Below are 25681 nucleotides of genomic sequence, written 5' to 3' on the forward strand. Positions count from 1 at the left end.
TTTATGTTGTTTTTCCAGCCTCGCCGTGTCTTGACCTCTAGCGCCATCTCAAGCTTAGTCGCTGCCTGCTTACTGACGATCACCAGCCACAGCCACGCGCATGGCTTAGCGCCCGTAAGTGGCTTGCTGACGCCGGAATCTGTCGTGCAAGCCGCCGACGGCAAGATCTACGTGTCTGAAATCAATGGCTTTGGCCAGGATGGTGATGGACAGATTCGCGTCATCGACCATGGCAAAACCTCGGTCTTGGTACAAGGCCTGGATGACCCTAAAGGGCTGGTGCTGATCGGCAATGATTTATATATTGCCGACAAAACGCGTGTATTGCGTGTCGCACTGAACCAGCCAACCGCCAGCGCTGAGGTGTTTCTGGCAGCGACTGACTTTCCCAAAGTGCCACAATTTCTCAACGACCTGAGCGCAGATGCCAATGGCAACCTGTATATCAGTGACAGTGGTGATATTCTGGGCAGCGGCAAAGGCGGCATTATTTATAAAGTCACGCCTCAACGTCAGCTGAGTTTACTGCTAGACGGCACGATCGATGCACGTATTTTAGCCCCGAATGGTTTGCTGGCCGATGCCAAAGGTGAGCATCTGCTACTGGTGGACTTCACTTCCGGCGTGCTTTACAACTACAACCTGTTGAGCAAAAAACTGGATGAAGTGGCCAGCGGCCTGGGTGGTGGTGATGGCATTGTCAAACAGGCAAATGGCACAATTTATGTCAGTGACTGGAAGTCAGGCAAAGTATTCCGCGTTGACCAGCAACATAAAGTCACCCTGATCAAAGAAGGTTACCAATCTGCCGCAGATATTGCGCTAACACAAGATGACCACCATCTGCTGGTGCCGGATATGAAGGCAGGCAAGCTGGATATCATAGATTTACGTTAGACGTTGACTTGGTGGGCTTGCACCAGGACCTGGCGCAAGCCCAAATCCACATATTCCAAATCACAGATAAAAAAAACCACGCTTGCGCGTGGTTAAAGTGAGAGGATACACACGAAACCGCTGATTGCTTCAACGCACTGCAGGGAATTCAGTACGCGTAGGCAACTTCGCAGTTACTTGGTTTGCGCAGTTTTTTTGTCAACCTCCTTTTGGGAGTTGACCGCTGGCTGCGCAACAGCGTGTCTGGCTACTTTCAAATGTTTCTGCATTTCAACCTGATCATGTGGCGAGGGGTTGGTCCCGGCCATGGCATAGGCTGAAAGAATGAATCCCGACATGACTAACAGGGTCTTGATCATGATCGCTCCTTAATCGCTGCTGCTCATTTAATATTCTGTGTTTAATGGCATCGTGGCTCGTACTGCGTTGTCCACCCTTGCACAATACGCTGCTCTCCTTACAGCTAACTTACGCCTGGCTTGCAGCAAACTTACAAACGAAAAACCCGGCAGCATTGAGGTACACTGGGCATATTCAGACCAGCGGATATCAGCGATGCGTTTATTAATTGTGGAAGATGATTTAGTGATTGCGAATGGACTGGTGCGTGCCCTCAGCCAGTCACAATACGCGGTTGATCACGTCACCGATGGCAAACAAGCCTTACGCGCCATTCAGGATGACGTATACGATATGGTGATTCTGGACCTTGGATTACCCACGATGGATGGCATGCAGTTGTTATCGCACCTGCGCCAGCAGGCTAACGCGATTGCGGTGCTAATTTTGACCGCACGTGAGGATGTAGCCACGCGTGTGCAGGCACTGGATCTGGGCGCTGATGACTTCCTGACCAAACCATTTCACCTCGAAGAACTTGAAGCCCGCGTACGTGCACTGATACGCCGTAGTAAACTGGGCAACAACCTGCCATTACAGTGTGGCAACCTAAAACTCGATGTCGCTAATAAACTGGCCAGTATTAATGACCAACTGATTACCCTATCGGCACGCGAACTCAACCTGCTGGAAACATTGATGATGCGTATGGGTAAAATCATTGCCAAAGAGCAAATCATGGAGTCTTTGTGCAATTGGGACGAAACCCTGGGTGACAATGCCATTGAGGTGTATATTCACCGCCTGCGCAAGAAAATTGAACCCAGCGGCGCCCACATCCGCACTGTGCGTGGTTTGGGCTATATGCTGGAAGCCGAACACTTAAGCCTTTAATGACACACTGAATACATGGGACCACGTTCACTCAAAAACCAGCTGCGTTTGTGGCTACTGTTGCCCATGCTGCTGGTACTCGGGGTGTCTGCCGCCCTCTCTTACTCACGCGCCTTGCACTATGCGACACAGGCCTATGACCAGTCGTTGTTGCGTACCGTGCTTGCCTTGGCTGATGAAGTCATTATCGACGCCAACAACGAAGTCAAAATTGAAATTCCCGAAGTCGCCAGCCACTTGCTCAGTTACAACGAAGGTGACCGCATTTATATCCGCATTATCGGGCCACGCGGCAAACTGGTGTTCGGTGAAGCCAATCTGCCACTCCCCACCAAACCGCCCGCGGGCAACCAGCAGATTTATTACAATAGCCTCTACAAAGGCGAAGCCATTCGTGCCGTGACCTTTGGCCTGCCCGAAAGCAAAGCGATCAATGCGCGCAATATCCTGATCACCATGGCAGAAACTACTGGCAAACGCGATGCCATGGTGGCAGAAATGGTAGAAGAAATGCTGCTACCGCAAGTGCTGATGATGCTATTGGCCGCGATTGTGATTGAATTGGGCATCCACTTTGCGCTAAAACCCATGCAAGACCTCAGGGAATCTTTACATCAGCGCTCCCACCGCGACCTCAGTCCGCTAGACACCAGTTCCTCGCCATTGGAGCTGCACCCCCTGTTGCATGCCATGAACGCGCTGCTGTCGCGGGTGAAAGCGGGTTTGCAGCAACAACAGCAATTTATTGCCGACGCCTCGCATCAATTGCGTACACCGATTGCGGGCTTGCAAACACAAGCGGAACTGGCACTCAGAAGCCATCCACCAGAAGCGGTGCAGGAACCATTGAACTACATGCTACGCAGCACAACACGTTTATCACACCTGATTCAACGCTTGTTGAGCATGGCCAGAACCGATGCCGCCAGTAGCCAGCTGATCGTTCAGCCAGTGTCGCTGACCAGTATTATTTATGAAGAGTGCGCGCGCTGGATAGGCCCGGCTGCGGATAAACAACTGGAACTGGAAGTGCTGATTGAAACGCAGCAGGACAAGGTGTTGGGGGATGCCTTAATGCTGTCGGAAATGCTCAATAATTTGCTCGAGAACGCCATCCAGTACACGCCAGAACAAGGCCTGCTTGCGATCCGCTTATGGCAAAGTGAGCAGTCTCTGATGTTACAAGTGTCTGACAGCGGCGTCGGCATTCCCGCTGACCAGACCGCATTAATTTTTGAGCGCTTCCACCGGCTAGACCCCAACCAGGGCAATGGTTGTGGCCTGGGGCTAGCCATCGTCGCCGAAATTGCAGAACACCACAATGCCAGCATCACCGTCTCGGCCGGGCTGCCTCACCCAATCACGCATCACATCGGCAGCCAATTCACGGTAAAATTCCAACGCTATGACATCCTGCCTGAGAATCCTCGCCCTGCAAGCACTGACCCTCAGTGATCCGCAACAAAAATGCCAGCAAGTGACTTTGCTTTGGGAAACCAATCTCGACTACAACGCCCATCTCACGCTGACCGCGCCAGTACAATCCATTCCAGGCCGGCCGGAAAAGCCTCATCTGGTGCCGCCCAAGCAAGTACAGCGTCGCGCCATGAATACGGCTGAAGGCCGTGCGGCGCTGATACATGCATTAGCGCATATTGAATTCAATGCCATTAACCTGGCGCTGGATGCGGTGTGGCGCTTTGCCGATATGCCGGAAGACTATTACCGTGACTGGCTGCAAGTCGCCAAAGAAGAGGCTTACCACTTCTCGCTGCTACGCGCGCATCTGCAAACACTGGGCTTTGACTATGGTGACTTTGATGGTCACAACAGCCTGTGGGAGATGGTCGAAAAAACGCAATCCGATGTACTGGCGCGCATGGCACTGGTACCACGCACCATGGAGGCCCGCGGCCTGGATGCCACGCCCCCACTCAAGCAAAAACTGTCGCAAGCAGGTGACCATGCCGCCGCCGCGATTCTGGATATTATCTTGCGTGACGAAATCGGCCATGTGGCCATTGGCAACCGCTGGTTTCAGTATTTATGTGACCAACGCGGATTAGATATCGTCGCGACGTTTGAAACCTTGCGCCAACAATATCAAGCGCCCAAGCTGCGGCCACCGTTTAACATGGAAGCGCGCAAGCAGGCGGGTTTTAGCGAAATTGAACTGGCCTACTTAAATGCAGAGACCTACTAAATGTTTTTTATGAAGGCTTGCGTGGCGGGAGATGACGGAAAGTAATGCGCCCTTTACCCATATCATAGGGTGACATTTCAATGGTGATTTTGTCGCCAGCCAGAATACGTATTTTATGTTTGCGCATTTTGCCGCCAGTGTAAGCAATCAGCTGATGGCCGTTATCCAGCGTCACGCGATAGCGCGCATCTGGCAATATTTCCGTCACTGCGCCCTGCATTTCAATCAACTCTTCTTTAGCCATGAGGTATCCTTAAAATAAAAAACAAAAAAGCCCGTACAAACGGGCTTTATCCGGGGGTGAATTCACCCAAACGCACGTGCTTAAGCAATCACTTGAATGGCTGACGCTTGTTTACCCTTAGGGCCTGTTGTTTCTTCATAAGAAACACGCTGATTTTCTGCCAGGCTTTTAAAACCAGCAGATTGAATCGCTGAGAAATGCGCAAATAAGTCATCGCCACCTTGATCTGGCGTAATGAAACCAAACCCTTTTGCATCGTTAAACCACTTCACAATACCTGTTGCCATAATAATTCCTTAAAAAATGAATGGGTTTCCCCTATTAAAGGCGAGGGTCAAGTAGCGGGATTAACGATAGAACCGAAAGATAACACCAGAGAAAACAACAATGCTTGAACTTCGCGTGGGCACACTATGCACGTTAATCGCCACAATAGCAAACGATTTTTTAAGAAAAGTATAAATAAATCAATTATTTATTTAAAAAACACCAACCCAGCAGACTACCGCTCATTGATCGACTGAGCGCAGCGACTAGATGGTCAACAGATTGGCGACGCCATCCAGGCCTACCACATTCAGTGCATACATGGCTTGCTGCTGCACCACCGGTTTGGCGTGATAAGCCACACCGACTGCAGCCACGGCCATCATAGTCAGGTCATTGGCACCATCACCAATGGCGATGGTTTGCGTGGCATCCAGACCGAGTGCTTCGCGCAGATTCAATAACTCATCGGCCTTGCGCTGGGCATCTACAATGTCGCCCAGCACCTGGCCGGTCAATTTGCCATCGACAATTTCCAGCGTATTGGAGACGGCATAATCCAGCCCTAGCGTATCTTTGACATAATTGGCGAAAAAGGTAAAGCCGCCAGACACCACCATGGTTTTAATGCCATGTTGCTTGCAGGTATTAATCCAGTCTTGCGCGCCTGGATTAAAGGTTAAGCGCTCCTCAATCACACGTTGTAGCGCTGTCTCTGGCAAGCCTTTGAGCAAGGCCACACGCTTGCGCAAACTGGCAGCAAAATCCAGCTCACCGCGCATGGCAGCCTCGGTGATCTCGGCCACTTGCGGCTTGAGGTTCATCATGTCGGCAATTTCATCAATACACTCAATGGCAATCAGGGTCGAGTCCATGTCCATGACGCACAAACCTATGTTTGGCAGGCGGTGGGCATCCTGCACAATGGCGCAATCAATCTGCTGGCTGGCACAAAATGCCTTCACATCGAGGTATGCCCCCTCTGCGACCGGTAGGTAATAAGCATGTTGCGCCACTTGCATAAACTGCGTATGCCCACCCACCAAGCCATGAATATGAGACAAATGCGCCATACTGATGGCAGGACCTTGAACCACTAAACGCATGATAAAAATCACTAATTAAACAAAAGCGCGATTATACCAGTTGCCTACATAAACGCTGAGAACAGGCTGTTTTTAAGGAGTATTTCTGTTTTTGGAATGCCACAAGCGATGGTATGCTTGCAAGCAAATTAAAAAACCCTGGGAAACGTATGAAACAAGACTCACAAACATTGCCATGGCTGAACCTGCCCAACCTGCCATTGCCACTTAAAGCGCTGTTTATCGGTTACCTGCTGGTCATTGGCGTTGGCTTGTGCATGGCTGGTTTGCAAATCATGCTCACACACGGTATGGCTGATGGCAAATTCGGCTTATCCGTCAACGATATTGTCTACAGCTATTATGGCGACCGCAGCGGTACCAAACTGGCCAGCAAGTTAAATGGCTCCATGTCTGACAAAGCACCGCTGGAAGTGCGCCAGGACATCATCAAATGGGCGCAGCAAGGCGCACCGGAAGACCAGTGGGAATCACACTACAAGCAAATCTTTGCCCAGCACTGTATTGTCTGCCACAGCAACATTCCCGGCATTCCCAACTTCACCAAGTATGAAGAAGTGAAATCACGTGCTGAAGTGAATGAAGGCGCCACGATTAGCGGCCTGACCCGTGTCTCACATATCCACCTGTTTGGCATCAGTTTTATTTTCTTTTTTATCGGCCTGATTTTCAGCTTTGCCGTTAACGTGCCCAAAACCGCCAAAATCGTCGCCATCGCCTTCCCGTTTGCGTTCCTGATTGTTGACGTCATGTCCTGGTGGCTGACCAAGCTGTCACCGCATTTTGCCTGGCTGACCATTATCGGTGGTGTTGGCTATAGCCTGGCTTCCAGCTATATGTGGGTAGTCAGCATGTATCAGATGCTGGTGCTGTCACGTAATGGAAAAGTGTATGGCAATGCCTGGGCGCAGGATTTGAACCAGTAACAATCTGGACTAGTGGCGCGGTTGAATCGCGTGCCAGCCCACCGCAACAAAAAAGCCGTTTAACGCTAAGCGTTAAACGGCTTTTTTACATACAAGGAGATAAATCAATCAGATCAGTTTGCGACGGCTCACTACAGCCCCCATGACACCCAGGCCTAATATGATCATGCTGTAAGTGTTAGCTTCAGGCACAGGTGTGGTCACCGTATTGATCGTAGAGGTCAAAGCATAGCTACCGCCACCAGTCACGTTAAAACGCAAGCTGTAATCACCAGCTGCCAGGTTGGTGAAATTAAAACTGTAAACATCACCGGCAGACGCAGTGAAATCAGCAAGTGGTTTCAGCAGCGTTCCTGTGCCAGGCGTGTTTAAATACAAGCCAAATACTGCACCAGCATTATTGCTTTCCTGTAATTTTTTACTGAGATCCAAGCTACCAAAAAAATCAAAAATAGTACTTTGGCTAGGAAGATTAATAATGGTCGTTTTATCGAGCGAGGCGCCGTTCACATCGACACCAGAAACATTCAATACCAGCGCATTCGCGTGCATTGATACAGCCATTGCCGAAACTAATAGTAGTTTTTTCAACATGATCACTCTCCAATAATTTTTTATGTATAAAATATTACTACGATAACTATATTGAAAGCGATGACGAATGCCAATAGTCAATATGGGCTAACGCTTTAACGCAGGCATTTTTTGCAAAGTCTTACATACCTGACACCAGCAACGATAAACGTATAAAATCGCATACTCGCATCACGGTTTTTTTGCCTGTGGTCTAGCCTTGAGCGCCCATTTGCGCGAAAATAGGCGCTTAATCATAAAAAGCGCTCACGCTCATGAATCTGCACGAATACCAGGCCAAACAATTACTGCAAAAGTATGGTTTGGCAACCCCGGCCGGTCTGGTCGTCCAATCCGAAGAAGCTGCTGCCGCTGCCACCAAAGAATTAGGTGGTGAAGCCTGGGTCGTCAAGGCACAAGTGCATGCGGGTGGGCGTGGCAAGGCGGGTGGCGTCAAGGTCGTGAAATCCGCACTTGAAGCACAAACAGTTGCCGGTAGCTTGCTTGGCAAGCATCTGGTGACCTACCAGAATGCCCCTGATGGCCAGCCGGTGCATCAGGTGCTGGTTGAACAGACGTTGCCAATTGCACGCGAGCTGTACTTGTCCATGCTGGTTGACCGCACGCTGGAACGCGTGGTCATGGTCGCCTCCAGTGCAGGCGGTATGGATATCGAAGAAATTGCTGCCACGCAGCCGGAAAAAATCCTGCAGGAAGTCTGCGACCCACTCAATGGCCTGGTGGATTACCAGGCGCGCAACCTGGCATTTAGCCTGGGTTTAAGTGGTGACCAGATTGGCGCGTTTACCAAACTGGCCAAAGGCTTGTACAAACTGTTTAAAGACAATGACCTGGCACTACTGGAAATCAACCCGCTGATTGTCACCGCAGATGGCAAGTTGGTCGCGCTCGACTGCAAAATGACCGTCGATGACAACGCACTGTATCGCCAAAAACCCTTTGCCGAAATCCGCGACTGGTCGCAGGACGACACCAAAGAGGCCGAAGCCCACCACAGTGGTCTCAACTATATTGCCCTGAATGGCAATATTGGCTGTATGGTCAACGGTGCTGGCCTGGCCATGGCGACCATGGACCTGATCAAGCTGCACGGCGGCATGCCTGCCAACTTTCTGGATGTGGGCGGTGGCGCCACGGCAGAGACTGTGACTAAAGCCTTTAAAATTATTCTGGCAGATAGCAATGTTAAGGCCATTCTGGTCAACATTTTCGGTGGCATCATGCGTTGCGACATTATCGCGACCGGTATCATCACAGCCGTGCGCGAAGTCGGCATGACGATTCCTGTCGTGGTTCGCCTCGAAGGTACCAATGTTGAACTGGGCAAGCAAATGCTGCGCGACAGTGGCTTGAATATTATTTCTGCGGAGGGCCTGACGGATGCGGCCCAGCACGCGGTCAAAGCAGTAAGTAAAGGTGTGTAGTCATGGCGATTTTAGTTGATAAAAATACCAAAGTATTGTGCCAGGGCTTCACCGGTAAACAAGGCACCTTTCACTCTGAACAGGCATTGGCCTATGGCACCAAAATGGTGGGTGGTGTGACGCCCGGCAAAGGCGGCCAACAACATCTGGACCTGCCTGTATTCAACACCATGCGCGAAGCGGTGAAAGCAACCCAGGCCAATGCCAGCGTCATTTATGTGCCGCCACCATTTGCGGCTGACTCGATTCTGGAAGCGGCAGATGCTGGCATTGAGCTCATTGTGTGCATCACAGAAGGCATCCCGGTACTGGACATGCTGAATGTGAAAGCCGCTTTGCGTGCCAACGGCACCAGGCTGATTGGCCCTAACTGCCCGGGCATCATCACGCCTGGCGAATGTAAAATCGGCATTATGCCGGGCAGCATTCATCAACGCGGTAAAGTCGGCGTAGTGTCCCGCTCAGGCACCCTGACCTATGAAGCCGTGCATCAAACGACGGCGCTGGGTTTGGGTCAAACCACCTGTGTCGGCATTGGTGGCGACCCGATCAAAGGTCTGAACTTTATTGAGTGCCTGGAACTCTTTCAGAAAGACCCTGAAACTGAAGCCATTATTATGGTCGGCGAAATTGGTGGTAGCGATGAAGAGGCTGCGGCTGACTTTATCAAGCATCACGTCACCAAACCAGTGGCCGCTTATATCGCAGGCCTAACTGCACCAAAAGGCAAGCGTATGGGCCATGCCGGTGCCATTATTTCGGGCGGCTCAGGTAAAGCGGAAGATAAAATCTCCGCCCTGGAATCCGCTGGCTGCGTGGTTGCGGCCTCCCCTGCTGGCCTGGGTGAAGCAGTACTCGAAGCCATCAAACGCGCGACAACATAAACAAAGGAAACGGCATGAAGCATCGTCCTCAGACAACCCATCGGCTTGGCGCTCTTTGCATGAGCGCCAGCCTGTTGCTGGGGCTATCCTTGCCGCTGCCTGCACAGGCTGCCAAAAAAGCACCCGTTGACGAAACCAGCATAGAACCAAGCGCCAATATTTCCTACCTGTTGATCGCATCGTCCAAAGGCGACCTTGCCACGGTCAAGGCACTGCTGAAAAGTGGTGCCAACCCCAATGTGACTGACAGTGAAAAAATCACGCCCATCATGTATGCCGCCCGCAAAAACCAGGCTGAAGTCATACGCGAACTGCTGGCTCATGGCGCCGACATCAATGCCAAAGATCAAGGCGGTTGGACCGCACTGATGTTTGCGGCGAAAAAGAATAATATTGACGCGGTGAAAGCATTGCTGGAAAAAGGCGCGGACGTCAAAGTACGCGATCCGGCTGGCTGGAGTGCGCTCGGCCTGGCGGCCACCTCTGGTTATAGCGAAGTCGTGGGCCTCATTATTGAACGTGGCTTTGACGCCAATGTGCGTTCATCAGATGGTAAAACCGTACTCATGTATGCCGCAAAAAGTGGCGATGTGCCCACCATCACCTCGATTTTAAGCCACGGCGCAGATGCCAACCTCAAAGACAAACTCGGCACCACCGCTTTAATGATCACCGCCAGGGAAGGCTTTACCCCTGCTGCCATTTACCTGCTGGAGCATGGCGCCAAAGTGGATGAAGAAGACGAGCACGAATGGACGGCATTAACCTGGGCGGTCACTAAAAATCAAACCGAAGTCGCCAAAGCATTACTGGAGCATAAAGCGGATGTTGACCACAAAGACAGTGAAGGCACCCCCTTGCTGCATTTGGCAGTGAGCAACAATTCACCTGACATGGCGCGCCTGTTATTGGAACATGAGGCCAATGTCAAAACCCGCGACCAATATGGCCTCACCGCTTATGTCTACGCGCTGAAAGGTCAGAATCCTGCCATGGTAGAGCTGATTAAAGCGGCTGGTGGCAAGTACTGACCACACACGTACTCAATAAATAGGGCATCATGAAACTCGCAATTGCTCAAATGAACTGCATGGTTGGTGCCATGCAGCAAAATGCAGAACGTATCCTGGCGCTCGCTAATCAGGCCCATGAGGCAGGTGCAAGACTGTTACTCACACCAGAGCTGGCACTTTGCGGTTATCCGCCTGAAGACCTGCTATTCAGGCAAGATTTTTATGCCGCCAACCAGCGCGCCCTGCAGTGGTTAGAACAACAGTTGCCAACCGATATCGCAGTGGTGATCGGTCATCCACACACGGTCGCAGGCAAACGTTATAACGCGGCCTCGGTGATCCACTCTGGCAGAATCCAGGCCACCTACCACAAACACAACCTGCCCAACTATAGCGTCTTTGATGAAGAGCGTTATTTTGAAGCGGGCGATCTGCCCGTCGTATTTGAATGGCATGGCGTACGTTACGGCATTTTAATTTGTGCCGATAGCTGGGAACCAGCACCGGCGCTGCAAGCCTTGCAAGCGGAAGCACAAGTGCTGTTGACCATCAATGCCTCCCCTTACCACTTACACAAGCAACAAACCCGTTATCAGGTACTGCGTGATCGTATCAAGGAAACCGGCCTGGCGATGGTTTATGCCAATATGGTTGGCGGCCAGGATGAACTGGTGTTTGACGGTGCCTCGTTCAGCATGAATAGTCAGGGTGCGTTAGTACAAGAACTGCCGATGTTTGAAGAACACCTGGGTTACCTCACGCTGCAACAAACGCAACCGATACTGACAGACATCAGCCAACCATTATCGACAGAGGCAACTGTATACAAAGCCTTGGTGTTGGGCTTGCAGGATTACGTCAACAAAAACAAGTTCCCGAGCGTCGTACTGGGATTGTCCGGCGGTATAGATTCAGCGCTGACGCTGGCGATTGCCGTCGATGCGCTGGGCAAAGAACGCGTCAAAGCCGTGATGATGCCATCAGAGTTTACCGCAGGGATCAGCGTCGAAGATGCTGCTGAAATGGCGCACCTGGTAGACGTCGATTACAGCGTATTACCCATCAAGCCGCTGCTTGAAGGCTTTTGTGCCACCTTGGCTGATGAATTCGCGGGCAAAGCATTTGACACCACTGAAGAAAATTTGCAGGCACGTATACGCGGCATGTTACTCATGGCGCTCAGCAACAAATTTGGCAGCCTGGTGCTCACCACCGGCAACAAGTCTGAAACGGCCGTTGGCTATAGCACACTGTATGGCGATATGGCTGGCGGCTTTGCCCTGATTAAAGATGTGCCTAAAACACTGGTATATCGGCTGGCCACTTATCGTAATCAGTTAGGCCCGGTGATTCCAGAGCGCATTATCACGCGTGCGCCAAGTGCAGAACTGCGCGCCAACCAGACCGACCAGGACAGTTTGCCAGCCTATGAGGTACTGGATGCCATTATGGAAGCCTACGTTGAGAAAGACCTCAGCATAGAGGCCATTATCGGCCTGGGCTACACACCAGCTGACGTACAGCGTGTCACGCGCCTGATAGACCGCAACGAATACAAGCGCAGGCAAGCCGCGGTGGGCGTGCGCATTACCGAGCGTGGCTTTGGCAAAGACCGCCGCTACCCAATTACCTGCAATCTGGCTTTTTAATTCGAAATCACTGTGACATTTGAATAAAAAGCACTGCTTGCGTAGAATACTAGACAAAGTTTTATCCACGGAGCGCGTATGAAAAAAGTAGAAGCCGTCATTAAACCCTTTAAACTGGATGAAGTACGTGAAGCCTTGTCTGCCATTGGCGTCAATGGGCTGACAGTCACAGAAGTCAAAGGGTTTGGTCGTCAAAAAGGCCACACCGAGCTTTATCGCGGTGCAGAGTATGTGGTGGATTTCCTGCCAAAAATCAAAATTGAAGTCATTTTAGCCACTGACATGGTAGATGGCGCGATCGAAGCGATTATCAAAGCTGCACACACCGGCAAAATTGGCGATGGCAAGATTTTTGTTAGCTCTGTCGAACAGGTCATCCGCATCAGAACCGGCGAAACTGGCGAAGCTGCTATTTAATTCAATCAATAATCGTGTGACGCAGCGCAATGCGTCACACAGTGACGTGGCATGGCGCCTGGTATGTCTTACACCCTGATTAAAACCGTACTGTTACTCTCGGCAGCCAACCTGTTTATGTTGTTTGCCTGGTATGGCCATTTGCGCGACCTGCACCAAAAACCACTGTGGATTGCCATTATTGCCAGCTGGAGCATTGCCCTGATTGAATACTGCTTTCAGGTGCCTGCCAACCGCATTGGCTTTACCCAGCTCAACCTGGCACAGCTCAAGATCTTGCAAGAGGTGATTACGCTGGTCATCTTTGTCCCCTTTGCCGTGATGTATATGCAGCAACCACTTAAATGGGACTATCTGTGGGCAGGCCTGTGCATGATGGGCGCAGTCTACTTTATCTTCAGAACCTGACGCTCGATAGCGCCATCCCAAAGACCCCACTCATGTGCTGACCCTAACGGGCTATTTCCCTGCTGACGCCAGATTGTCATAATCCGTCTCAGCAACATTTTAAAAATATCAATCGGGGAAAAATTATGTTTAAGAATCTGTTAGTCGCAGCATCACTGTTGGCCAGCACCTCTGCTTTTGCCACCACTACAACATTCAGCGGTAATGATCACCCAGGTACCAGCTTATCCCACACTGTAAAAATCAACATTTCTTACCTGGACGGCAGCTTTGATCTGACCGGCGTGTTAGACCCAAGCCTGAGATTGCTGCACGAAAACAACTCCGGTTTGTATCAAGGCCTGACAATCATCAGTGATGCAGACGATACATTTACTTATGCGCCTATCCTGACACCATTGGTAGACCTGGACTTGACCAGATACACATTCAGCGTGTCTAACCTGGCTGCAGGCAACTATACACTGCAGTTCAACCTGATTGCCGGTGGCCACTACGAAGGTAGCTATACCATCAATCCAATCACTGTGCCTGTGCCAGAACCAGAAACTTACGGCATGATGTTCGCCGGTTTGGCTTTGATGGGTGCGATTGCTGTACGCCGCCAAAGAAAAAACTAATAATGCGCGCTTAAAAAGCGCCAATAAAAAAGCCTGCTAATGCAGGCTTTTTTATTTTGGTCAGCTGGCAATCAAGCAAGCGACGCAGCAAATACTTCCCTGACCAAGTCTAAATCATCTTGCGTATCGACTCCGCTCGCAGGAGCATGATCCGTGACCGTCACTGCAATCTGGTAACCGTGATACAACACGCGTAATTGCTCCAGGCTTTCAATTTTCTCCAGTGTAGTCACTGGCAGGCTGGCATATTGTTTTAAGAAGCCCACACGATAGGCATAGATACCAATATGGCGATAGGCAGCAGGACTTTGCCTGTATTCCGCATCACGCGGAAACGGGATTGCAGCACGGCTAAAATACAAAGCTTGTTGTTTTGCATTTAACACCACTTTGACCACGTTTGAGTTATCGAAAACTTCTGCCTCATGGATAGGATGGCAGGCGGTGGACATCACGGCTTGCGGGTCATTCGCCAAGGTTTGTGCGACCTCATTAATCAATAGCGGATCTATCAGCGGCTCATCGCCCTGCACATTAACCACGATCACATCGTCCGGCCAAGCCATTTTTGCGACCACTTCAGCAATACGATCGGTGCCGGACAGATGATCCTGACGCGTCATGACAGCATTGAAGCCATGCTGCTGAGCAGAATGCATAATGTCTACATGGTCTGTCGCAATCACGACTTCATTCGCCAGGCTTTTTGCCGCCTGCGCAGCAACCCGGATTACCATCGGCTTGCCAGCAATATCCAGTAAGGGTTTACCCGGTAAACGGGTGCTGGCAAAACGGGCAGGAACAACCACCTTAAACATCGTTATTCGCTATACTCGTGCTCATCCAGGCGGCGTGCTTCGTCTTCGAGCATGACCGGGATACCATCACGCACCGGATAGGCCAGGCGTGCATTTTTTGAGACCAGCTCCTGCTTTTGCTTATCGTAAACCAACGGCCCTTTGGTCACTGGACAGACCAGGATTTCCAGTAATTTAGGATTCATTTTTGACTTCCTTTGCATGCTTGTGTTTCAACAGGCCAATGACAGACTCTGCCAGTGATTGATCATGGCCAACAGGACTTAGTTCAGCCGACATGGGCAGAAACCAGGCGTTTTCCAAGCCCAGATGCTGACATTTTACGGCATCTTTCTCTGTCATCAGTATGGTTTTTCCGCGCAACGCTATAAAGTCGGCCTGGCTATAGGCATAATGATCTGCGAGCGGACGTTGTTCGCAGTTCAGGCCCATGGGCGCCAGCAGGTCAAAAAAGCGCTGTGGATGCCCGATACCAGCCATCGCCACCAAGGTCTGCTCAGCGGACTGCACACGCAGTCGCTCAGTGCTGGTCTCGCTGGAAAAATCAGCAACCGACGTCCATGTACCCGTGCGCAAGCGCAGCTGGTAAGTGTTCACAGGCGCGGGCGAGGCAGGCAATTGCCCGGTTTCGACCATCAGGTCGACCGAGCGCAAACGACGCAATGATTCACGCAAGGGGCCAGCTGGCAATAATCGCCGATTGCCTATGCCCAATGGCCGCTGCACTACTGCAATTTCAATATCGCGCTGCAAAGCATAGTGCTGCAAGCCATCATCACAGATCAATATATTCACCTCGGGATGTGCCTTGAGTAATGCCAGGCCACCAGCAGCGCGTGTAGGGTCTACCCACACCGGACAGCCCGTACGGCGGGCAATCAATACCGGCTCATCGCCGCACAGTGCTGGCTCGCTTTCAGGCCTCACCTCACCTCTATGCTGACCACCATAACCACGGCTCAAGATTCCAGGTGCATAGCCGGCATCACGTAATTGCTGCGCCAGGTAAATCGCCAACGGCGTTTTACCGACACCGCCCACAGAGATGTTGCCAACAATGATCACCGGTACCGGCAAAGCCTGGCTTGAAAATAAGCCGACACGGTAACCATAACGCCTGCCCGCTGCCAACAAGGCAAATAACCACGATAACGGCAACAGCAGGCATTGCGCCCAGCCGCTTGTTTGCCATTGCCGCTCAAACCAGGTGCGCAACATTAGTCGTCTTGAAACTGCTTGTGATAAAGCCTGCTGTAATAACCGTTTTGTGCCAGCAAGGTTTGGTGTGAGCCGGTTTCAATAATGTCGCCATGATCCATGACAAAGATTCTGTCGGCGTTCTCCACCGTACTCAATCGATGCGCAATCACAATCGTCGTGCGGTCGCGCATCAGGCGGTCCAGCGCCATTTGCACATGCAGTTCTGATTCACTATCCAATGCAGAAGTCGCTTCATCCAGCAGCAATACCGGTGCGTTTTTCAAAATGGCACGTGCAATCGCCAAACGCTGGCGCTGGCCGCCGGAGAGCCGTACACCACGGTCACCGATTTCGCTTTGCAGGCCTTGTGGCATTTGCTGGATAAACTCCCAGGCATTGGCCGCTTTAGCGGCATCTATGACTTCCTGTTCGCTGGCATCGCGCAAGGCACCATAGGCAATATTATTAAAGATGGTGTCGTTAAATAACACAATATCCTGGCTGACCAGCGAAAACTGCGCGCGCAAATTGTCGAGCTGATAATCCCGCACATCGTGGCCATCCAGCAACACGGTGCCCTGCTGTGACTCGTAAAACCGCGGCAACAAATTCACCAGCGTGGTTTTACCGCTGCCGGAGCGCCCAACCAATGCGACCTTTTCACCCGCGGCAATCTCAAAACTCAAGGCGGACAAGGCATCTTTTTTGGCTTGCGGGTAACGCACGGTGACTTGATCAAAACGCAATGCGCCCTGGGCGCGGGCCACCTGGTAGCGACCTTGATCGACTTCGTTATCAATATCCAGCACATCAAATACACTTTGCGCGGCCGCCAGGCCTATCTGCAAATCTTCATTGGCGGCGGTGATGTGTTTGATTGGTGCAATCAGCATCATTAACGCACCGACAAAGGCAGCAAATTCGCCGACGGTAAACTGTGCCAGCGCATAAAAAACCACCAGGCCCAAGGCCACAGCAGACAGAATTTCAATGACAAAGCTATTGAGGCCGGAGATTCTGGCGGTACGTAATTCCAGTTGGCGGTTACGGCTCACCACTTCACCAAAGCGGTCATTCTCGAACGCCTGCGCGCCAAAAATCTTGACGATACGCTGTGCAGCAATGGCCTCCTCTGCCGTTTTGGTAATCTCGCCAACCGCCTGTTGTACTTTTTTAGCATTCGCCCGTAACTTAGGCGTGGTGCGCGCCAGGTAAAAACCCATCAATGGGGCAACCAACGCAAAAATCAGCGTCAGGCGCCAATCCAAATACAGCATGTAACCAATCAGGCCGACCACCGTCAACACATCGCGCAACACGTTGAGCGCAGAGCGTGTAACTACCGTAGACAGGCGTTCAATATCGTAGGTCATTTTGGAGACCAGCAAGCCATTGGAGTTGGCATCAAAAAAACTCACCGGCAACATCAGCAATTTGGCAAAAATTTGCTTGCGCAATACTTCCACCACCCGCCTGGCCACTGTGCGCAAACTGTACACAGAAAAAAATCCGGCCACTGCCCTGATCGCCATCAGGCCAAACAGCATCAAAGGCAGCACATAGGCATCATGATCGACAGACTTGGCAAAGCCTTCATCGGTGACCTTTTTAATCAAGGCCAGGAATAGCGTATTGCTGGAGGCGAGAATGCCGGTAGACACCATGGACAATGCAAAATGCATCTTGTAGTGCCAGGCATAAGCAAACAAGCGCTTGTAGAGCAAGACAGGATTAGTAACGATGACTGATTCAGAAGCGGGCTTACGCGCCATGCGATTTTCTCGGGCAGACTAAAAACAAACAGCCCGCCATGATTGACGGGCTTGTTGAGGGATCACAACCATGTGAGCCCAGTGACACATTAGCGGGAATTCACCTGCGTCGCAAACGTAATATGCGTGTAATTGGCCATGCGTGAAGCTTCCATAATATTCACCACGGACTGATGCGTGGCCTTGGCATCGGCGTTGATAATAATGGTGGGCTCTTTACCTGTTGGCCCTTCGGACCCCACTTGCGTCAGCACCGCAGCCAGGTCAGAGACGACTGCACCATTGGCTTCTTTGCCATTCACCAGGTAGCGGCCATTCGCATCCACCTCCACCGTAATGGTCAATGGCTTTTCCTGCGGCGCACTGGCATCAGCCGTTGGCAAATTAATTTGCAATTCGCTGGTACGTGAGAAAGTAGCACTCACCATCAAAAAGATGATGATCACCAGCAGCACGTCGATCAGTGGAATAAAGTTGATTTCCAACTCTTCGTTACGGACACCACGTTTGAAATTCATGAAATTGCCTTTGTGTTCAATATGCGGTGAAGCCGCCGAGCAGCGATCACCTTATCCACGATGACCCTAGCCACGGTCACCATGGATGATTTCTACCAGTTTAATCGCTTGCTGCTCCATATCGACCAGGAAACCATCAATCTTGCCGCGGAAATAACGGTAGGCAATCATGGAAGGCACCGCCACCACGATACCAGCTGCCGTGTTATACAACGCCACAGAAATACCGCGCGCAAACTGCGCCACATCATGGCCACTGTTGGTAAACGAACCGAACAACTCCACCATACCGATCACCGTACCCAGCAAACCGAGCAAAGGCGCCACAGTTGCAATGGTGCCCAGTGTTGGCAGGTATTGTTCCAGTTTGTGCGCCACCGCACGGCCGGTTTCTTCAATCGCCTCTTTAGTCACTTCACGTGAGTTATTCATATTGGCCAAAGCACTGGCAAACACCTTACCCAACAAGGAGTGCGCTTCCAGGCGGCTCAGCGTTTCACGCGTCACACCACCCTGCTTGAGCCAGTTTTGCACTTCTGGCAGTAATTGCTCAGGGGTGACGACCGAGGCTCTTAATGCCCAGAATCGCTCGACGATAATAGCCAAGGCAATCACGGAGGCAATAATCAGAGGCCAGATGGGCCAGCCGGCCGCTAAAATAATTTCCCACACAGCAAACACTCCAGTTGTTTTTAAACTTTCGCTACTTTAGCGTTAACCAGGCCAGAGGGCAAGTTTTGTCCGGTATCTACCCCGTTACAATACGCCTGCTACAGTTTGATCAGTAGTCTCCCAATAATGCGGCTCGACTGCGCGCCAGCGAATGACTTGTGGCCGTTGGCCCTGCGTAAAATCCAGCACAATGGCGCCATCATGGTCTGAGCGCAGTGTTTGGCTGCCCAATGCCTGATACCTGGCCATCACTTCAGGCTTGGGATGGCCAAAGCGATTCAGATAACCAACTGTGGCAATCGCTATCTCGGGCTGTACCTGCCGGATAAAGGCGGGGCTGGAGGATGTTTTACTGCCATGATGCGGCATGGTCATGACATTGGAACGCAGCGCCTCAGGCGAAGACTCAAGCAAGACATGCTCGGCATATTGCTCAATATCGCCCGTCAACAACACACTGCCATGCGCTGAAACCACCTGAATCACACAGCTTTTGTCATTGTCTTTCACCTCGGGGGCCAATGACGGCGTCGGATAAAGCACATTAAAAGAGACTTGGTCCCATTGCCATTGCTGACCAGCATGACACGCGATGCGTGGGATAGCACTTGCCGGGATGCCGCTCGCAGAGTGAATCTGCTGCAACTGCGTAAAGAAACCAGCGTCAGATGTCAGCGAGCTCACTATTTGCTTAGCCGCGATGCCCGACAACACAGAGGCCATGCCACCGACATGATCATTATCATCATGTGAGACTACCGCCAGATCCAGCTGCCTGAGGCCTAAATGCCGGAGATAAGGCAAGACGATGCGTTGGCCAGCGTCACTTTGTACGTTATAAGCAGGCCCGGCATCGTACAACATGGCATGTTGTGCCGTTTGTACCAGCACACTCAAGCCTTGGCCGACATCCAGCACGGTGACACGCATCTGACCGGGCTGCAAGCTTGAAGAAACCGGCAAACAGAGCGGCAACCACAACAGCAAACCGGCCCAGCGCAAGGGCCAGCCGCGCGGCATCAGCCAAACCAATGTGCCCAGCATCGCCAGCAGCCATGCCCACATGGGGGGCGTCGCTAAATAAGCCACAGCCCAGGGCAATTGATGCAGCCACACTAATGCGTGCGCACAAACCTGCCACAATCCGGCCGCCCACTGCAGCAAGAAATCGAAGGGCAACACCGCCCCGGCAATCGCCAACGGCACCACGCCCAAACTCACCAGCGGGATTGCCAACCCGTTTGCCAGCGGTGAGACCAGAGACAGTTGATTGAATAGCATGACCAGCACCGGCACAAATGCCAGTGTAATGATCCATTGCGTGTGTATTGCTGCCCGCCACCAGGGCGCCGGGCGCAAACGCCCACCCATGGCAAACGCCAGTATTGCCACCGCACTAAAAGACAGCCAAAACCCCGGCGCCATGACCGCCCAAGGATCCAGTAATAGCACCACCCACATGGCAACGCAAAGTATCCATGAAAAAGGCAATCTATGCTTCAAGCTCAGCATCGCCAACACCGTGAGCAGCATATAGAGCGTGCGCTGGGTCGGAATAGAGAAACCGGCCAGTGCAGAATAGGCGACTGCCACCAACGCACCGCCTGCACTCGCGGCTAATGTAGAGGGTAAGCGCAGAGCCCACTGCGGCCGTAAACGCCATAACCAGCCGGTACACAAATACCCTAACGAAGCCAGCATCGTAATATGTAGGCCTGAGATCGAGACCAGGTGATTAATGCCTGTATCGACGAATAACTGCCAGTCCGCGCGTGCAATCTGGCTATCATCACCGATCACCAGCGCACGCACTACTGTACTGGCTGGCGTGGTGCCCAAGACCTGTTCGATACGGTCGCCGACACTGGCGCGCCAGCGTGCAATCAATGCGGCAGGCTGCCAGACCAGCGCTTGCAATCTATGCATAGGCGCTTTGGTGATAATCGAACCGCTAGCCCCGATTTGGTTAGCCAGGCACCAGGCGGCATAATCAAATCCATGCGGATTACGCGTGGCGTGTGGCCGTTTAAGCCGGACGCTGAATTGCCATCGCTCACCCGCTTGCAAACGCGGCATGACGGCGACCGATTTTGCAGCGTCACCGCGGTAAGACTGCTCATATAAATTGAGGCGCACTTTTGCCGGTAGCGGGCAGGAGGGATTAAAACTACGCACTATCGCCACATCTACATGTTGGCCACGTGCATCACGCTCGGGCACGCTGACAATATCACCCTGTACGGTGATCACCTGCTGCTCGCAAGCAACAGGTAAAGCCGATTGTAATCGCCACCAGGCACGTGCCTGCGCATAGGCAAATGCCAATGCAGCAATCAGTACAACCAGCCACAAGCTGCGCAGTAATGTTTGAACGGGAAAAGAAAAAGGAACGCCTGGAACACGGGCCGGTATCCGGCCGAATCGGCATAGACTCAGCGTAGTGAGCGCGGCCAACCACCCGGCCCAGACTGTCAGCGACCACAGCTGGGGTTGTTGCTGAAATAGCCAAACTCCAAACAGTAATCCGACTGTGGCGCCTGGCAGCATACGGTCGCGCTAACTGGCAGTCACATCCTGTGGCGAAGATGCCATGGCTTGCAGTGTGCCATCCTGCAAACGATATTGCCGGTGCATGCGCGCTGCCAGTGCCAAGTCATGCGTGACGACCACCAGCGCAGTGCCTTGTTGCGACTGTATTTGCAGCAACAACTCAAACACCTGTTCTGCCGTTTGCCGATCAAGGTTACCGGTCGGCTCATCGGCCAGGATGCAACGCGGCTGCGTCACCAGGGCACGTGCCAGTGCTGCGCGCTGACGCTCCCCCCCGGAGAGCTCACCAGGCGTATGTTCCAGCCGGTGTGACAACCCAACCAGCGACAAGTAATGTGCTGCCTGTGCCAACGCATCTGCTCTTGGCATGCGGCGAATCAACAATGGCATCGCCACATTTTCCAGCGCGCTAAACTCGGGCAGTAAATGGTGAAACTGGTAGACAAATCCCAGATACTGGTTACGCATGGCGCTCTTGTCACGTTCGGACAAACTGGTCAGCGGTTTGCCCAGCCACTGTACGTCGCCTTGCGTAGGCGCATCCAGTCCGCCCAGCAAATGCAGCAGGGTACTTTTACCGCTACCCGAAGCACCGACAATCGCCACATGGTCGCCCGCCGCCAATTGCAGATTGACGCCGGTCAACACCGAAGTATCCAGGCCTTGATAGGTTTTCGCCAGGCCCTGGCATTGCAATATCAACTCACTCATAACGCAAGGCCTCCGCCGGATTCATGCTGGCCGCACGCGCACTTGGATACAAAGTGGCGACCAGGCTGAGCAAAATAGACAAACCGACAATTGCCGTCACATCTGACCACATCAGTTTGGAAGGTAAATCACTGATGTAATACACATCTTTGGACAAAAACTGTACATTAAATGTGCGTTCTATCCATGGCACCACGGTTTCAATATTCAAGGCCAGTATCACGCCCAGCACCGCACCAGACACAGTGCCTATGATGCCTATCATCGCGCCCTGCACCACAAACATCTTGCGGATGGCTTGCGGCGTAGCACCCATGGTGCGCAAAATCGCAATATCCGCGCGTTTATCTGTCACCGCCATCACCAGCGTAGACACAATATTGAACGCCGCCACCGCCACAATCAGCGCCAGGATAATAAACATCACGCGCTTCTCCAGCTGAATTGCTTTAAAGAAATTGGCGTGCTGTTGCGTCCAATCTGTCACATAGTAGTTAGGGCCCAGCGCCTGAACCAGCTCACGGCTGACACGGTCGGCCATAAACAAATCGTCCAGTTTCAAGCGCAGGCCAGACACCTGGTCACCCAGGCGGTACAATTTGGCGGCATCATCGAGGTGGATCAATGCCAACCCGGCGTCATACTCATACATCCCCACCTGGAAAATCCCGGCCACAGTGAACTGCTTGATGCGTGGCACCAGCCCGGCAGGCGTCACCTGCCCTTGCGGTGCCATCAGCACCACTTTTTCACCGACACGCACGCCGAGGGCCATGGCGAGATCTGAACCAAGGACGATATTGAATTGCCCGGCCTGTAAATCTTTTAACTGGCCAATTTTCATCTGGCTGGAAAGCTCTGACACACTGGCTTCCTGCGCAGGCAATACCCCGCGAATAAGCACGCCCTGCACCGCCTGGTCATAGGTCAGCATGCCTTGCGCCATGATATAAGGCGCGACGCCTTCAATCGGGCTGGCGACGGACTTGGGCGGAATGGACCGAATCTGTTGCTGCAAGCTTTGCCAACCCGCCAGGCCGGCCTCAAAACCACGCACTTCTATATGCGAGGCAACCCCCAGAATACGTTTGCGCAATTCATCCTGAAAGCCATTCATGACTGACAAGACAACAATCAGCGCCATCACGCCCAGCGCAATACCCACCATACTGGTCAGCGAAATGAATGAAATGAAATGGTTGTTACGCTTGGCACGGGTATAGCGCCAGCCTATCCAGTATTCATAAGGTAAACGTTGCAGCAGCGATTGGCCCAACGCAGAAAGTGTGTTCTTCATGCCCGAATCTTAACAGCTTTCAATGGCGCAGCGGAACCCACTCAAGCGTAAAGTCACGCTTAAAAACAGGTTTTCTGACCATGCATGTCAGTCTCCTCTGACCTCAAGTTAGTCCAGGCGCCGACTGAATCCATGTCGTTTTATCTTTAACATGCAACACAGGTTAATGACCTGAACACCATTCTTAAATTGAGGAGATTCGACATGAATAAAGATATTTTCGAAGGCAACTGGAAACAACTCAAAGGCAAAGTCCAGGAACAATGGGGCAAGTTAACCAATGACGACCTGGATGTGATTGAAGGCAAGCGCGATCAAGTCGCCGGTAAAATCCAGGAACGTTACGGCATTACCAAAGACGAAGCCGAAAAGCAAATCAAAACCTGGGAAAGCAAGCATAAGCACTAGGCTAATGTGCCAAAAAAGGACAAGTCTAGCTTGTTTATAGTTCCTAAACGCATGTAATTTGAAAAAACACCCCCTTTTGCGGGGTGTTTTTTTGCCTATCTCAAGCCAGATTGCAAACCCTTAAGGGGAATCGTCAAGAAGATTGATACTGCAATCAAGTCACTGGATCAGTGGAGTTAGTCTTGGCTGAGTGGTAATTTTTTCAACCGTCAAACAACTAAAGTCTCATGCTACTGTGCAGTATTTACATTGGTAGCATGGGGCTCAGTTTTAAGATGAATTCGAAACAAGACTTTTAGAAAGTATCGGCATCATTGGCAGACGACTCGTACCAGTGCACTTTATTTGGATTAGATATAACTTTAATTTTTTGAATGGTATGAACCTCAATCGATTCAACCACTATTCTCAAAGTAGGTGGAAGAAGCTCTGAAGGTATGCCGATCAAATCGCTTGATTGCTGCAGAAGAAGTTCAAAAGTAACAGGTGGAACTTCATCTTTCACAGTTACTTCAGGAACAGTGGTGATTGTCACCATAATGTGGTCTACCCATTCTTCACCATCAAAATAACCCGCAGTTAGTTTTATTTTGGAGTGCTTAGGAAAGGCATGCTCCTCGACAATTGACGCTTTCCTAAAAAGTACAACATTCGTTCCTTCTGCCTCCGCTTGTACCGAAGGATAAATGATTCCATCTAATGGCACATTCCCTTCAGTGGCTAAGAAATCTGCAACTGCTTGCGTCGAAACGTACTCAATGGATTCATCTTCAGGCATTACTGGGCGAGTAATATGCGATTGTAGACTACCAAGAAATTTTGCTTTGGCTAATGAGACAGCGTATTCAGGATCAAAAATACTTCCTGACACCACAATTTCTTGGACAGCTGTCAAATCAAGTAATCGCAACGGACGTATGAGGTCAAACTCAGCAACAGTAACATAACTTCCAACTGGTGGCCGCACTTCAGCCAATGCTATTTCAGGGTTTGTTGCTCCATAAAACACAGAAATCCCTGCAGCATTCATCCTTCCAGATTTTGAGATTGAATGATGCGGTGAGCCCAATTCCACATCCGGTTGGGTCAGTGCTTTTTCCAGTGTGTCTAGCGATTGAAATACTCTTGCTCTGTAAAGAGAGCTCAACGGTTGATCTGGACCTGCAGCAACAATTAATGACCTCCCGGTATAGGTGACTTTCTTATCAATGTCATTAAAAATTTCTCCTAAAAATTTGGCACCAACTCGGCTAAAAAATCTGGCCTCTGTTTTAATCATGTGCTCAAATTCTTCCCATTGGCGCTGCCAATACTCGTCGGAAATAGAGTTTTCTTGATAATAACTTTCACTAGCAAACTCGGTCTCTTCCCCCATTTCATAACTACGCCGATCTGAATGGCGGTAATCTAAAATTTCTTGAAGGTCTTGAGCTACTTCAGTGGATATGTCTGCCGAACTTGCAATTACATCGACGACTGGCAATCCCTCTCTGTGCCATTCGTAATATGATTCTGGATCCACATGGAGCCGGTATTGCATTGAATCTGGTCCTGTAGGAGTGCGAATAAAGTGAGTGTCAAAAGCTTCCTCAACCAGGTCAGCGATATCCTCTAGGGCAAATGCTTGTGCAGTTTCTTCACAGTAGCTGCACACGGCTGTTTTGCCTTGGCTTTTCACCATGCTTGAGAGATACTCATCTCCAATACAATCGCAACATAGCCTTTTAGATTCCAAGTCCTCATCTGTAGTAGGGGTATCAGACATTTTTTGCATTCTTGGGTTAGAGATTTAAGATCGAATACTAATGCTGGTTCAAGAGCAGGCAAACTCAAATTATCATAAATTCATG

General features: G+C 51.3%; 28 protein-coding genes. 13 read left to right on the forward strand and 15 right to left on the reverse strand.

Features of this window, described 5'->3' with window-relative positions; genetic code table 11:
• Window positions 1–3 precede the first annotated feature (3 nt).
• Window positions 4–897, forward strand: a complete 894-nt coding sequence (locus GQ52_RS01115) for an SMP-30/gluconolactonase/LRE family protein (RefSeq protein ID WP_047514365.1) — start codon at window positions 4–6, stop codon at window positions 895–897.
• Between the two features lie 173 nt (window positions 898–1070).
• Here GQ52_RS01115 and GQ52_RS01120 read toward each other — a convergent pair whose 3' ends face one another.
• Window positions 1071–1256 carry a hypothetical protein gene (locus GQ52_RS01120; RefSeq protein WP_024929664.1) on the reverse strand — a complete coding sequence of 62 codons (186 nt, stop codon included), beginning with the start codon at window positions 1254–1256 and terminating at the stop codon, window positions 1071–1073.
• Between the two features lie 196 nt (window positions 1257–1452).
• Between GQ52_RS01120 and GQ52_RS01125 the strand changes: the two genes are divergently transcribed.
• Genes GQ52_RS01125 through GQ52_RS01135 form a run of 3 tightly spaced genes read left to right on the forward strand, consistent with a single transcriptional unit; the run spans window position 1453 to window position 4333 of the window.
• Window positions 1453–2130, forward strand: coding sequence for a response regulator transcription factor (locus GQ52_RS01125; protein ID WP_019881673.1), 678 nt, complete (start codon window positions 1453–1455; stop codon window positions 2128–2130).
• Between the two features lie 15 nt (window positions 2131–2145).
• A complete protein-coding gene (locus GQ52_RS01130) occupies window positions 2146–3585 on the forward strand; it encodes a sensor histidine kinase (RefSeq protein ID WP_047514367.1) in 1440 nt (479 codons plus the stop codon).
• Window positions 3536–4333 carry a ferritin-like domain-containing protein gene (locus tag GQ52_RS01135; RefSeq protein ID WP_047514370.1) on the forward strand — a complete coding sequence of 266 codons (798 nt, stop codon included), beginning with the start codon at window positions 3536–3538 and terminating at the stop codon, window positions 4331–4333. The genes GQ52_RS01130 and GQ52_RS01135 overlap by 50 nt, the downstream gene beginning before the upstream one ends.
• A gap of 7 nt (window positions 4334–4340) precedes the next feature.
• Here the strand turns inward: GQ52_RS01135 and infA are convergent, their stop codons facing one another.
• The 3 genes from infA to serB form a co-directional block, all read right to left on the reverse strand.
• Window positions 4341–4577: a translation initiation factor IF-1 gene (gene infA, locus GQ52_RS01140; protein WP_019881670.1), complete on the reverse strand. Its 237-nt coding sequence runs from the start codon at window positions 4575–4577 to the stop codon at window positions 4341–4343.
• A gap of 80 nt (window positions 4578–4657) precedes the next feature.
• Entirely contained in the window at window positions 4658–4864 is a 207-nt protein-coding gene (locus GQ52_RS01145; RefSeq protein WP_019881669.1) for a cold-shock protein, read from the reverse strand.
• A gap of 246 nt (window positions 4865–5110) precedes the next feature.
• Window positions 5111–5950: a phosphoserine phosphatase SerB gene (gene serB, locus GQ52_RS01150; RefSeq protein WP_047518451.1), complete on the reverse strand. Its 840-nt coding sequence runs from the start codon at window positions 5948–5950 to the stop codon at window positions 5111–5113.
• A 149-nt stretch (window positions 5951–6099) separates the two neighbouring features.
• On the opposite strand from serB, the gene GQ52_RS01155 reads away from it, so the two are divergent.
• Window positions 6100–6876, forward strand: coding sequence for an elongation factor-1 alpha (locus tag GQ52_RS01155; protein ID WP_235272887.1), 777 nt, complete (start codon window positions 6100–6102; stop codon window positions 6874–6876).
• Between the two features lie 108 nt (window positions 6877–6984).
• Here GQ52_RS01155 and GQ52_RS01160 read toward each other — a convergent pair whose 3' ends face one another.
• Window positions 6985–7470, reverse strand: a complete 486-nt coding sequence (locus GQ52_RS01160; protein ID WP_232411322.1) for a PEP-CTERM sorting domain-containing protein — start codon at window positions 7468–7470, stop codon at window positions 6985–6987.
• A gap of 254 nt (window positions 7471–7724) precedes the next feature.
• On the opposite strand from GQ52_RS01160, the gene sucC reads away from it, so the two are divergent.
• The 7 genes from sucC (at window position 7725) to GQ52_RS01195 (ending at window position 13885) form a co-directional block, all read left to right on the forward strand.
• A complete protein-coding gene (gene sucC / locus GQ52_RS01165; RefSeq protein WP_024929658.1) occupies window positions 7725–8894 on the forward strand; it encodes an ADP-forming succinate--CoA ligase subunit beta in 1170 nt (389 codons plus the stop codon).
• A 2-nt stretch (window positions 8895–8896) separates the two neighbouring features.
• Window positions 8897–9778: a succinate--CoA ligase subunit alpha gene (sucD, locus tag GQ52_RS01170; protein WP_019881664.1), complete on the forward strand. Its 882-nt coding sequence runs from the start codon at window positions 8897–8899 to the stop codon at window positions 9776–9778.
• A 14-nt stretch (window positions 9779–9792) separates the two neighbouring features.
• Window positions 9793–10809: an ankyrin repeat domain-containing protein gene (locus GQ52_RS01175; protein WP_232411319.1), complete on the forward strand. Its 1017-nt coding sequence runs from the start codon at window positions 9793–9795 to the stop codon at window positions 10807–10809.
• A gap of 29 nt (window positions 10810–10838) precedes the next feature.
• Window positions 10839–12440, forward strand: coding sequence for an NAD+ synthase (locus GQ52_RS01180; RefSeq protein ID WP_047514375.1), 1602 nt, complete (start codon window positions 10839–10841; stop codon window positions 12438–12440).
• A gap of 78 nt (window positions 12441–12518) precedes the next feature.
• Window positions 12519–12857, forward strand: coding sequence for a P-II family nitrogen regulator (locus GQ52_RS01185; RefSeq protein WP_047514378.1), 339 nt, complete (start codon window positions 12519–12521; stop codon window positions 12855–12857).
• 63 nt (window positions 12858–12920) lie between these two features.
• Window positions 12921–13265, forward strand: a complete 345-nt coding sequence (locus GQ52_RS01190; protein WP_024929654.1) for a DMT family protein — start codon at window positions 12921–12923, stop codon at window positions 13263–13265.
• Between the two features lie 125 nt (window positions 13266–13390).
• Entirely contained in the window at window positions 13391–13885 is a 495-nt protein-coding gene (locus GQ52_RS01195; protein WP_019881659.1) for an FxDxF family PEP-CTERM protein, read from the forward strand.
• A gap of 71 nt (window positions 13886–13956) precedes the next feature.
• On the opposite strand, the gene kdsB is transcribed toward GQ52_RS01195, so the two are convergent.
• The 9 genes from kdsB to GQ52_RS01240 form a co-directional block, all read right to left on the reverse strand.
• Window positions 13957–14703: a 3-deoxy-manno-octulosonate cytidylyltransferase gene (gene kdsB / locus GQ52_RS01200; protein ID WP_047514381.1), complete on the reverse strand. Its 747-nt coding sequence runs from the start codon at window positions 14701–14703 to the stop codon at window positions 13957–13959.
• 2 nt (window positions 14704–14705) lie between these two features.
• Complete coding sequence (locus GQ52_RS01205; protein ID WP_047514384.1) at window positions 14706–14888, reverse strand: Trm112 family protein; 183 nt, start codon at window positions 14886–14888, stop codon at window positions 14706–14708.
• The gene (gene lpxK, locus GQ52_RS01210) at window positions 14878–15921 is read right to left on the reverse strand and encodes a tetraacyldisaccharide 4'-kinase (RefSeq protein ID WP_047514387.1); all 1044 of its coding nucleotides are present in this window, start codon (window positions 15919–15921) and stop codon (window positions 14878–14880) included. The genes GQ52_RS01205 and lpxK overlap by 11 nt, the downstream gene beginning before the upstream one ends.
• Window positions 15921–17675, reverse strand: coding sequence for a lipid A export permease/ATP-binding protein MsbA (gene msbA, locus GQ52_RS01215; RefSeq protein ID WP_047514389.1), 1755 nt, complete (start codon window positions 17673–17675; stop codon window positions 15921–15923). The genes lpxK and msbA overlap by 1 nt, the downstream gene beginning before the upstream one ends.
• Before the next feature lie 89 nt (window positions 17676–17764).
• The gene (locus GQ52_RS01220) at window positions 17765–18193 is read right to left on the reverse strand and encodes a biopolymer transporter ExbD (RefSeq protein ID WP_024929650.1); all 429 of its coding nucleotides are present in this window, start codon (window positions 18191–18193) and stop codon (window positions 17765–17767) included.
• 66 nt (window positions 18194–18259) lie between these two features.
• A complete protein-coding gene (locus tag GQ52_RS01225) occupies window positions 18260–18865 on the reverse strand; it encodes a MotA/TolQ/ExbB proton channel family protein (protein WP_024929649.1) in 606 nt (201 codons plus the stop codon).
• 84 nt (window positions 18866–18949) lie between these two features.
• Window positions 18950–21412: a DNA internalization-related competence protein ComEC/Rec2 gene (locus GQ52_RS01230; protein WP_047514392.1), complete on the reverse strand. Its 2463-nt coding sequence runs from the start codon at window positions 21410–21412 to the stop codon at window positions 18950–18952.
• A gap of 9 nt (window positions 21413–21421) precedes the next feature.
• Window positions 21422–22126, reverse strand: coding sequence for a lipoprotein-releasing ABC transporter ATP-binding protein LolD (gene lolD, locus GQ52_RS01235; protein WP_019881651.1), 705 nt, complete (start codon window positions 22124–22126; stop codon window positions 21422–21424).
• Entirely contained in the window at window positions 22119–23423 is a 1305-nt protein-coding gene (locus GQ52_RS01240) for a lipoprotein-releasing ABC transporter permease subunit (protein ID WP_047514395.1), read from the reverse strand. The genes lolD and GQ52_RS01240 overlap by 8 nt, the downstream gene beginning before the upstream one ends.
• 204 nt (window positions 23424–23627) lie before the next feature.
• Between GQ52_RS01240 and GQ52_RS01245 the strand changes: the two genes are divergently transcribed.
• Complete coding sequence (locus GQ52_RS01245; RefSeq protein ID WP_019881649.1) at window positions 23628–23831, forward strand: CsbD family protein; 204 nt, start codon at window positions 23628–23630, stop codon at window positions 23829–23831.
• A 295-nt stretch (window positions 23832–24126) separates the two neighbouring features.
• Here the strand turns inward: GQ52_RS01245 and GQ52_RS01250 are convergent, their stop codons facing one another.
• Entirely contained in the window at window positions 24127–25596 is a 1470-nt protein-coding gene (locus GQ52_RS01250; protein WP_047514398.1) for an RES domain-containing protein, read from the reverse strand.
• Window positions 25597–25681 lie beyond the last annotated feature (85 nt).

Origin of the sequence: Methylophilus sp. Q8 (assembly GCF_000800115.1) — a bacterium.
Classification (GTDB): domain Bacteria; phylum Pseudomonadota; class Gammaproteobacteria; order Burkholderiales; family Methylophilaceae; genus Methylophilus.

What these genes read in the sequence shown, in the direction of transcription:
- GQ52_RS01245 (WP_019881649.1), top strand. Translation starts at nt 23,628, where the DNA reads ATGAATAAAGATATTTTCGAAGGCAACTGGAAACAACTCAAAGGCAAA.
- serB (WP_047518451.1), bottom strand. Translation starts at nt 5,950, where the DNA reads ATGCGTTTAGTGGTTCAAGGTCCTGCCATCAGTATGGCGCATTTGTCT.
- GQ52_RS01115 (WP_047514365.1), top strand. Translation starts at nt 4, where the DNA reads ATGTTGTTTTTCCAGCCTCGCCGTGTCTTGACCTCTAGCGCCATCTCA.
- sucD (WP_019881664.1), top strand. Translation starts at nt 8,897, where the DNA reads ATGGCGATTTTAGTTGATAAAAATACCAAAGTATTGTGCCAGGGCTTC.
- GQ52_RS01125 (WP_019881673.1), top strand. Translation starts at nt 1,453, where the DNA reads ATGCGTTTATTAATTGTGGAAGATGATTTAGTGATTGCGAATGGACTG.
- GQ52_RS01155 (WP_235272887.1), top strand. Translation starts at nt 6,100, where the DNA reads ATGAAACAAGACTCACAAACATTGCCATGGCTGAACCTGCCCAACCTG.
- GQ52_RS01180 (WP_047514375.1), top strand. Translation starts at nt 10,839, where the DNA reads ATGAAACTCGCAATTGCTCAAATGAACTGCATGGTTGGTGCCATGCAG.
- GQ52_RS01220 (WP_024929650.1), bottom strand. Translation starts at nt 18,193, where the DNA reads ATGAATTTCAAACGTGGTGTCCGTAACGAAGAGTTGGAAATCAACTTT.
- GQ52_RS01230 (WP_047514392.1), bottom strand. Translation starts at nt 21,412, where the DNA reads ATGCTGCCAGGCGCCACAGTCGGATTACTGTTTGGAGTTTGGCTATTT.
- msbA (WP_047514389.1), bottom strand. Translation starts at nt 17,675, where the DNA reads ATGGCGCGTAAGCCCGCTTCTGAATCAGTCATCGTTACTAATCCTGTC.
- GQ52_RS01195 (WP_019881659.1), top strand. Translation starts at nt 13,391, where the DNA reads ATGTTTAAGAATCTGTTAGTCGCAGCATCACTGTTGGCCAGCACCTCT.
- GQ52_RS01175 (WP_232411319.1), top strand. Translation starts at nt 9,793, where the DNA reads ATGAAGCATCGTCCTCAGACAACCCATCGGCTTGGCGCTCTTTGCATG.
- GQ52_RS01250 (WP_047514398.1), bottom strand. Translation starts at nt 25,596, where the DNA reads ATGTCTGATACCCCTACTACAGATGAGGACTTGGAATCTAAAAGGCTA.
- GQ52_RS01185 (WP_047514378.1), top strand. Translation starts at nt 12,519, where the DNA reads ATGAAAAAAGTAGAAGCCGTCATTAAACCCTTTAAACTGGATGAAGTA.
- infA (WP_019881670.1), bottom strand. Translation starts at nt 4,577, where the DNA reads ATGGCTAAAGAAGAGTTGATTGAAATGCAGGGCGCAGTGACGGAAATA.
- GQ52_RS01205 (WP_047514384.1), bottom strand. Translation starts at nt 14,888, where the DNA reads ATGAATCCTAAATTACTGGAAATCCTGGTCTGTCCAGTGACCAAAGGG.
- GQ52_RS01145 (WP_019881669.1), bottom strand. Translation starts at nt 4,864, where the DNA reads ATGGCAACAGGTATTGTGAAGTGGTTTAACGATGCAAAAGGGTTTGGT.
- GQ52_RS01130 (WP_047514367.1), top strand. Translation starts at nt 2,146, where the DNA reads ATGGGACCACGTTCACTCAAAAACCAGCTGCGTTTGTGGCTACTGTTG.
- GQ52_RS01190 (WP_024929654.1), top strand. Translation starts at nt 12,921, where the DNA reads ATGTCTTACACCCTGATTAAAACCGTACTGTTACTCTCGGCAGCCAAC.
- GQ52_RS01135 (WP_047514370.1), top strand. Translation starts at nt 3,536, where the DNA reads ATGACATCCTGCCTGAGAATCCTCGCCCTGCAAGCACTGACCCTCAGT.
- GQ52_RS01160 (WP_232411322.1), bottom strand. Translation starts at nt 7,470, where the DNA reads ATGTTGAAAAAACTACTATTAGTTTCGGCAATGGCTGTATCAATGCAC.
- GQ52_RS01120 (WP_024929664.1), bottom strand. Translation starts at nt 1,256, where the DNA reads ATGATCAAGACCCTGTTAGTCATGTCGGGATTCATTCTTTCAGCCTAT.
- GQ52_RS01240 (WP_047514395.1), bottom strand. Translation starts at nt 23,423, where the DNA reads ATGAAGAACACACTTTCTGCGTTGGGCCAATCGCTGCTGCAACGTTTA.
- sucC (WP_024929658.1), top strand. Translation starts at nt 7,725, where the DNA reads ATGAATCTGCACGAATACCAGGCCAAACAATTACTGCAAAAGTATGGT.
- lolD (WP_019881651.1), bottom strand. Translation starts at nt 22,126, where the DNA reads ATGAGTGAGTTGATATTGCAATGCCAGGGCCTGGCGAAAACCTATCAA.
- kdsB (WP_047514381.1), bottom strand. Translation starts at nt 14,703, where the DNA reads ATGTTTAAGGTGGTTGTTCCTGCCCGTTTTGCCAGCACCCGTTTACCG.
- lpxK (WP_047514387.1), bottom strand. Translation starts at nt 15,921, where the DNA reads ATGTTGCGCACCTGGTTTGAGCGGCAATGGCAAACAAGCGGCTGGGCG.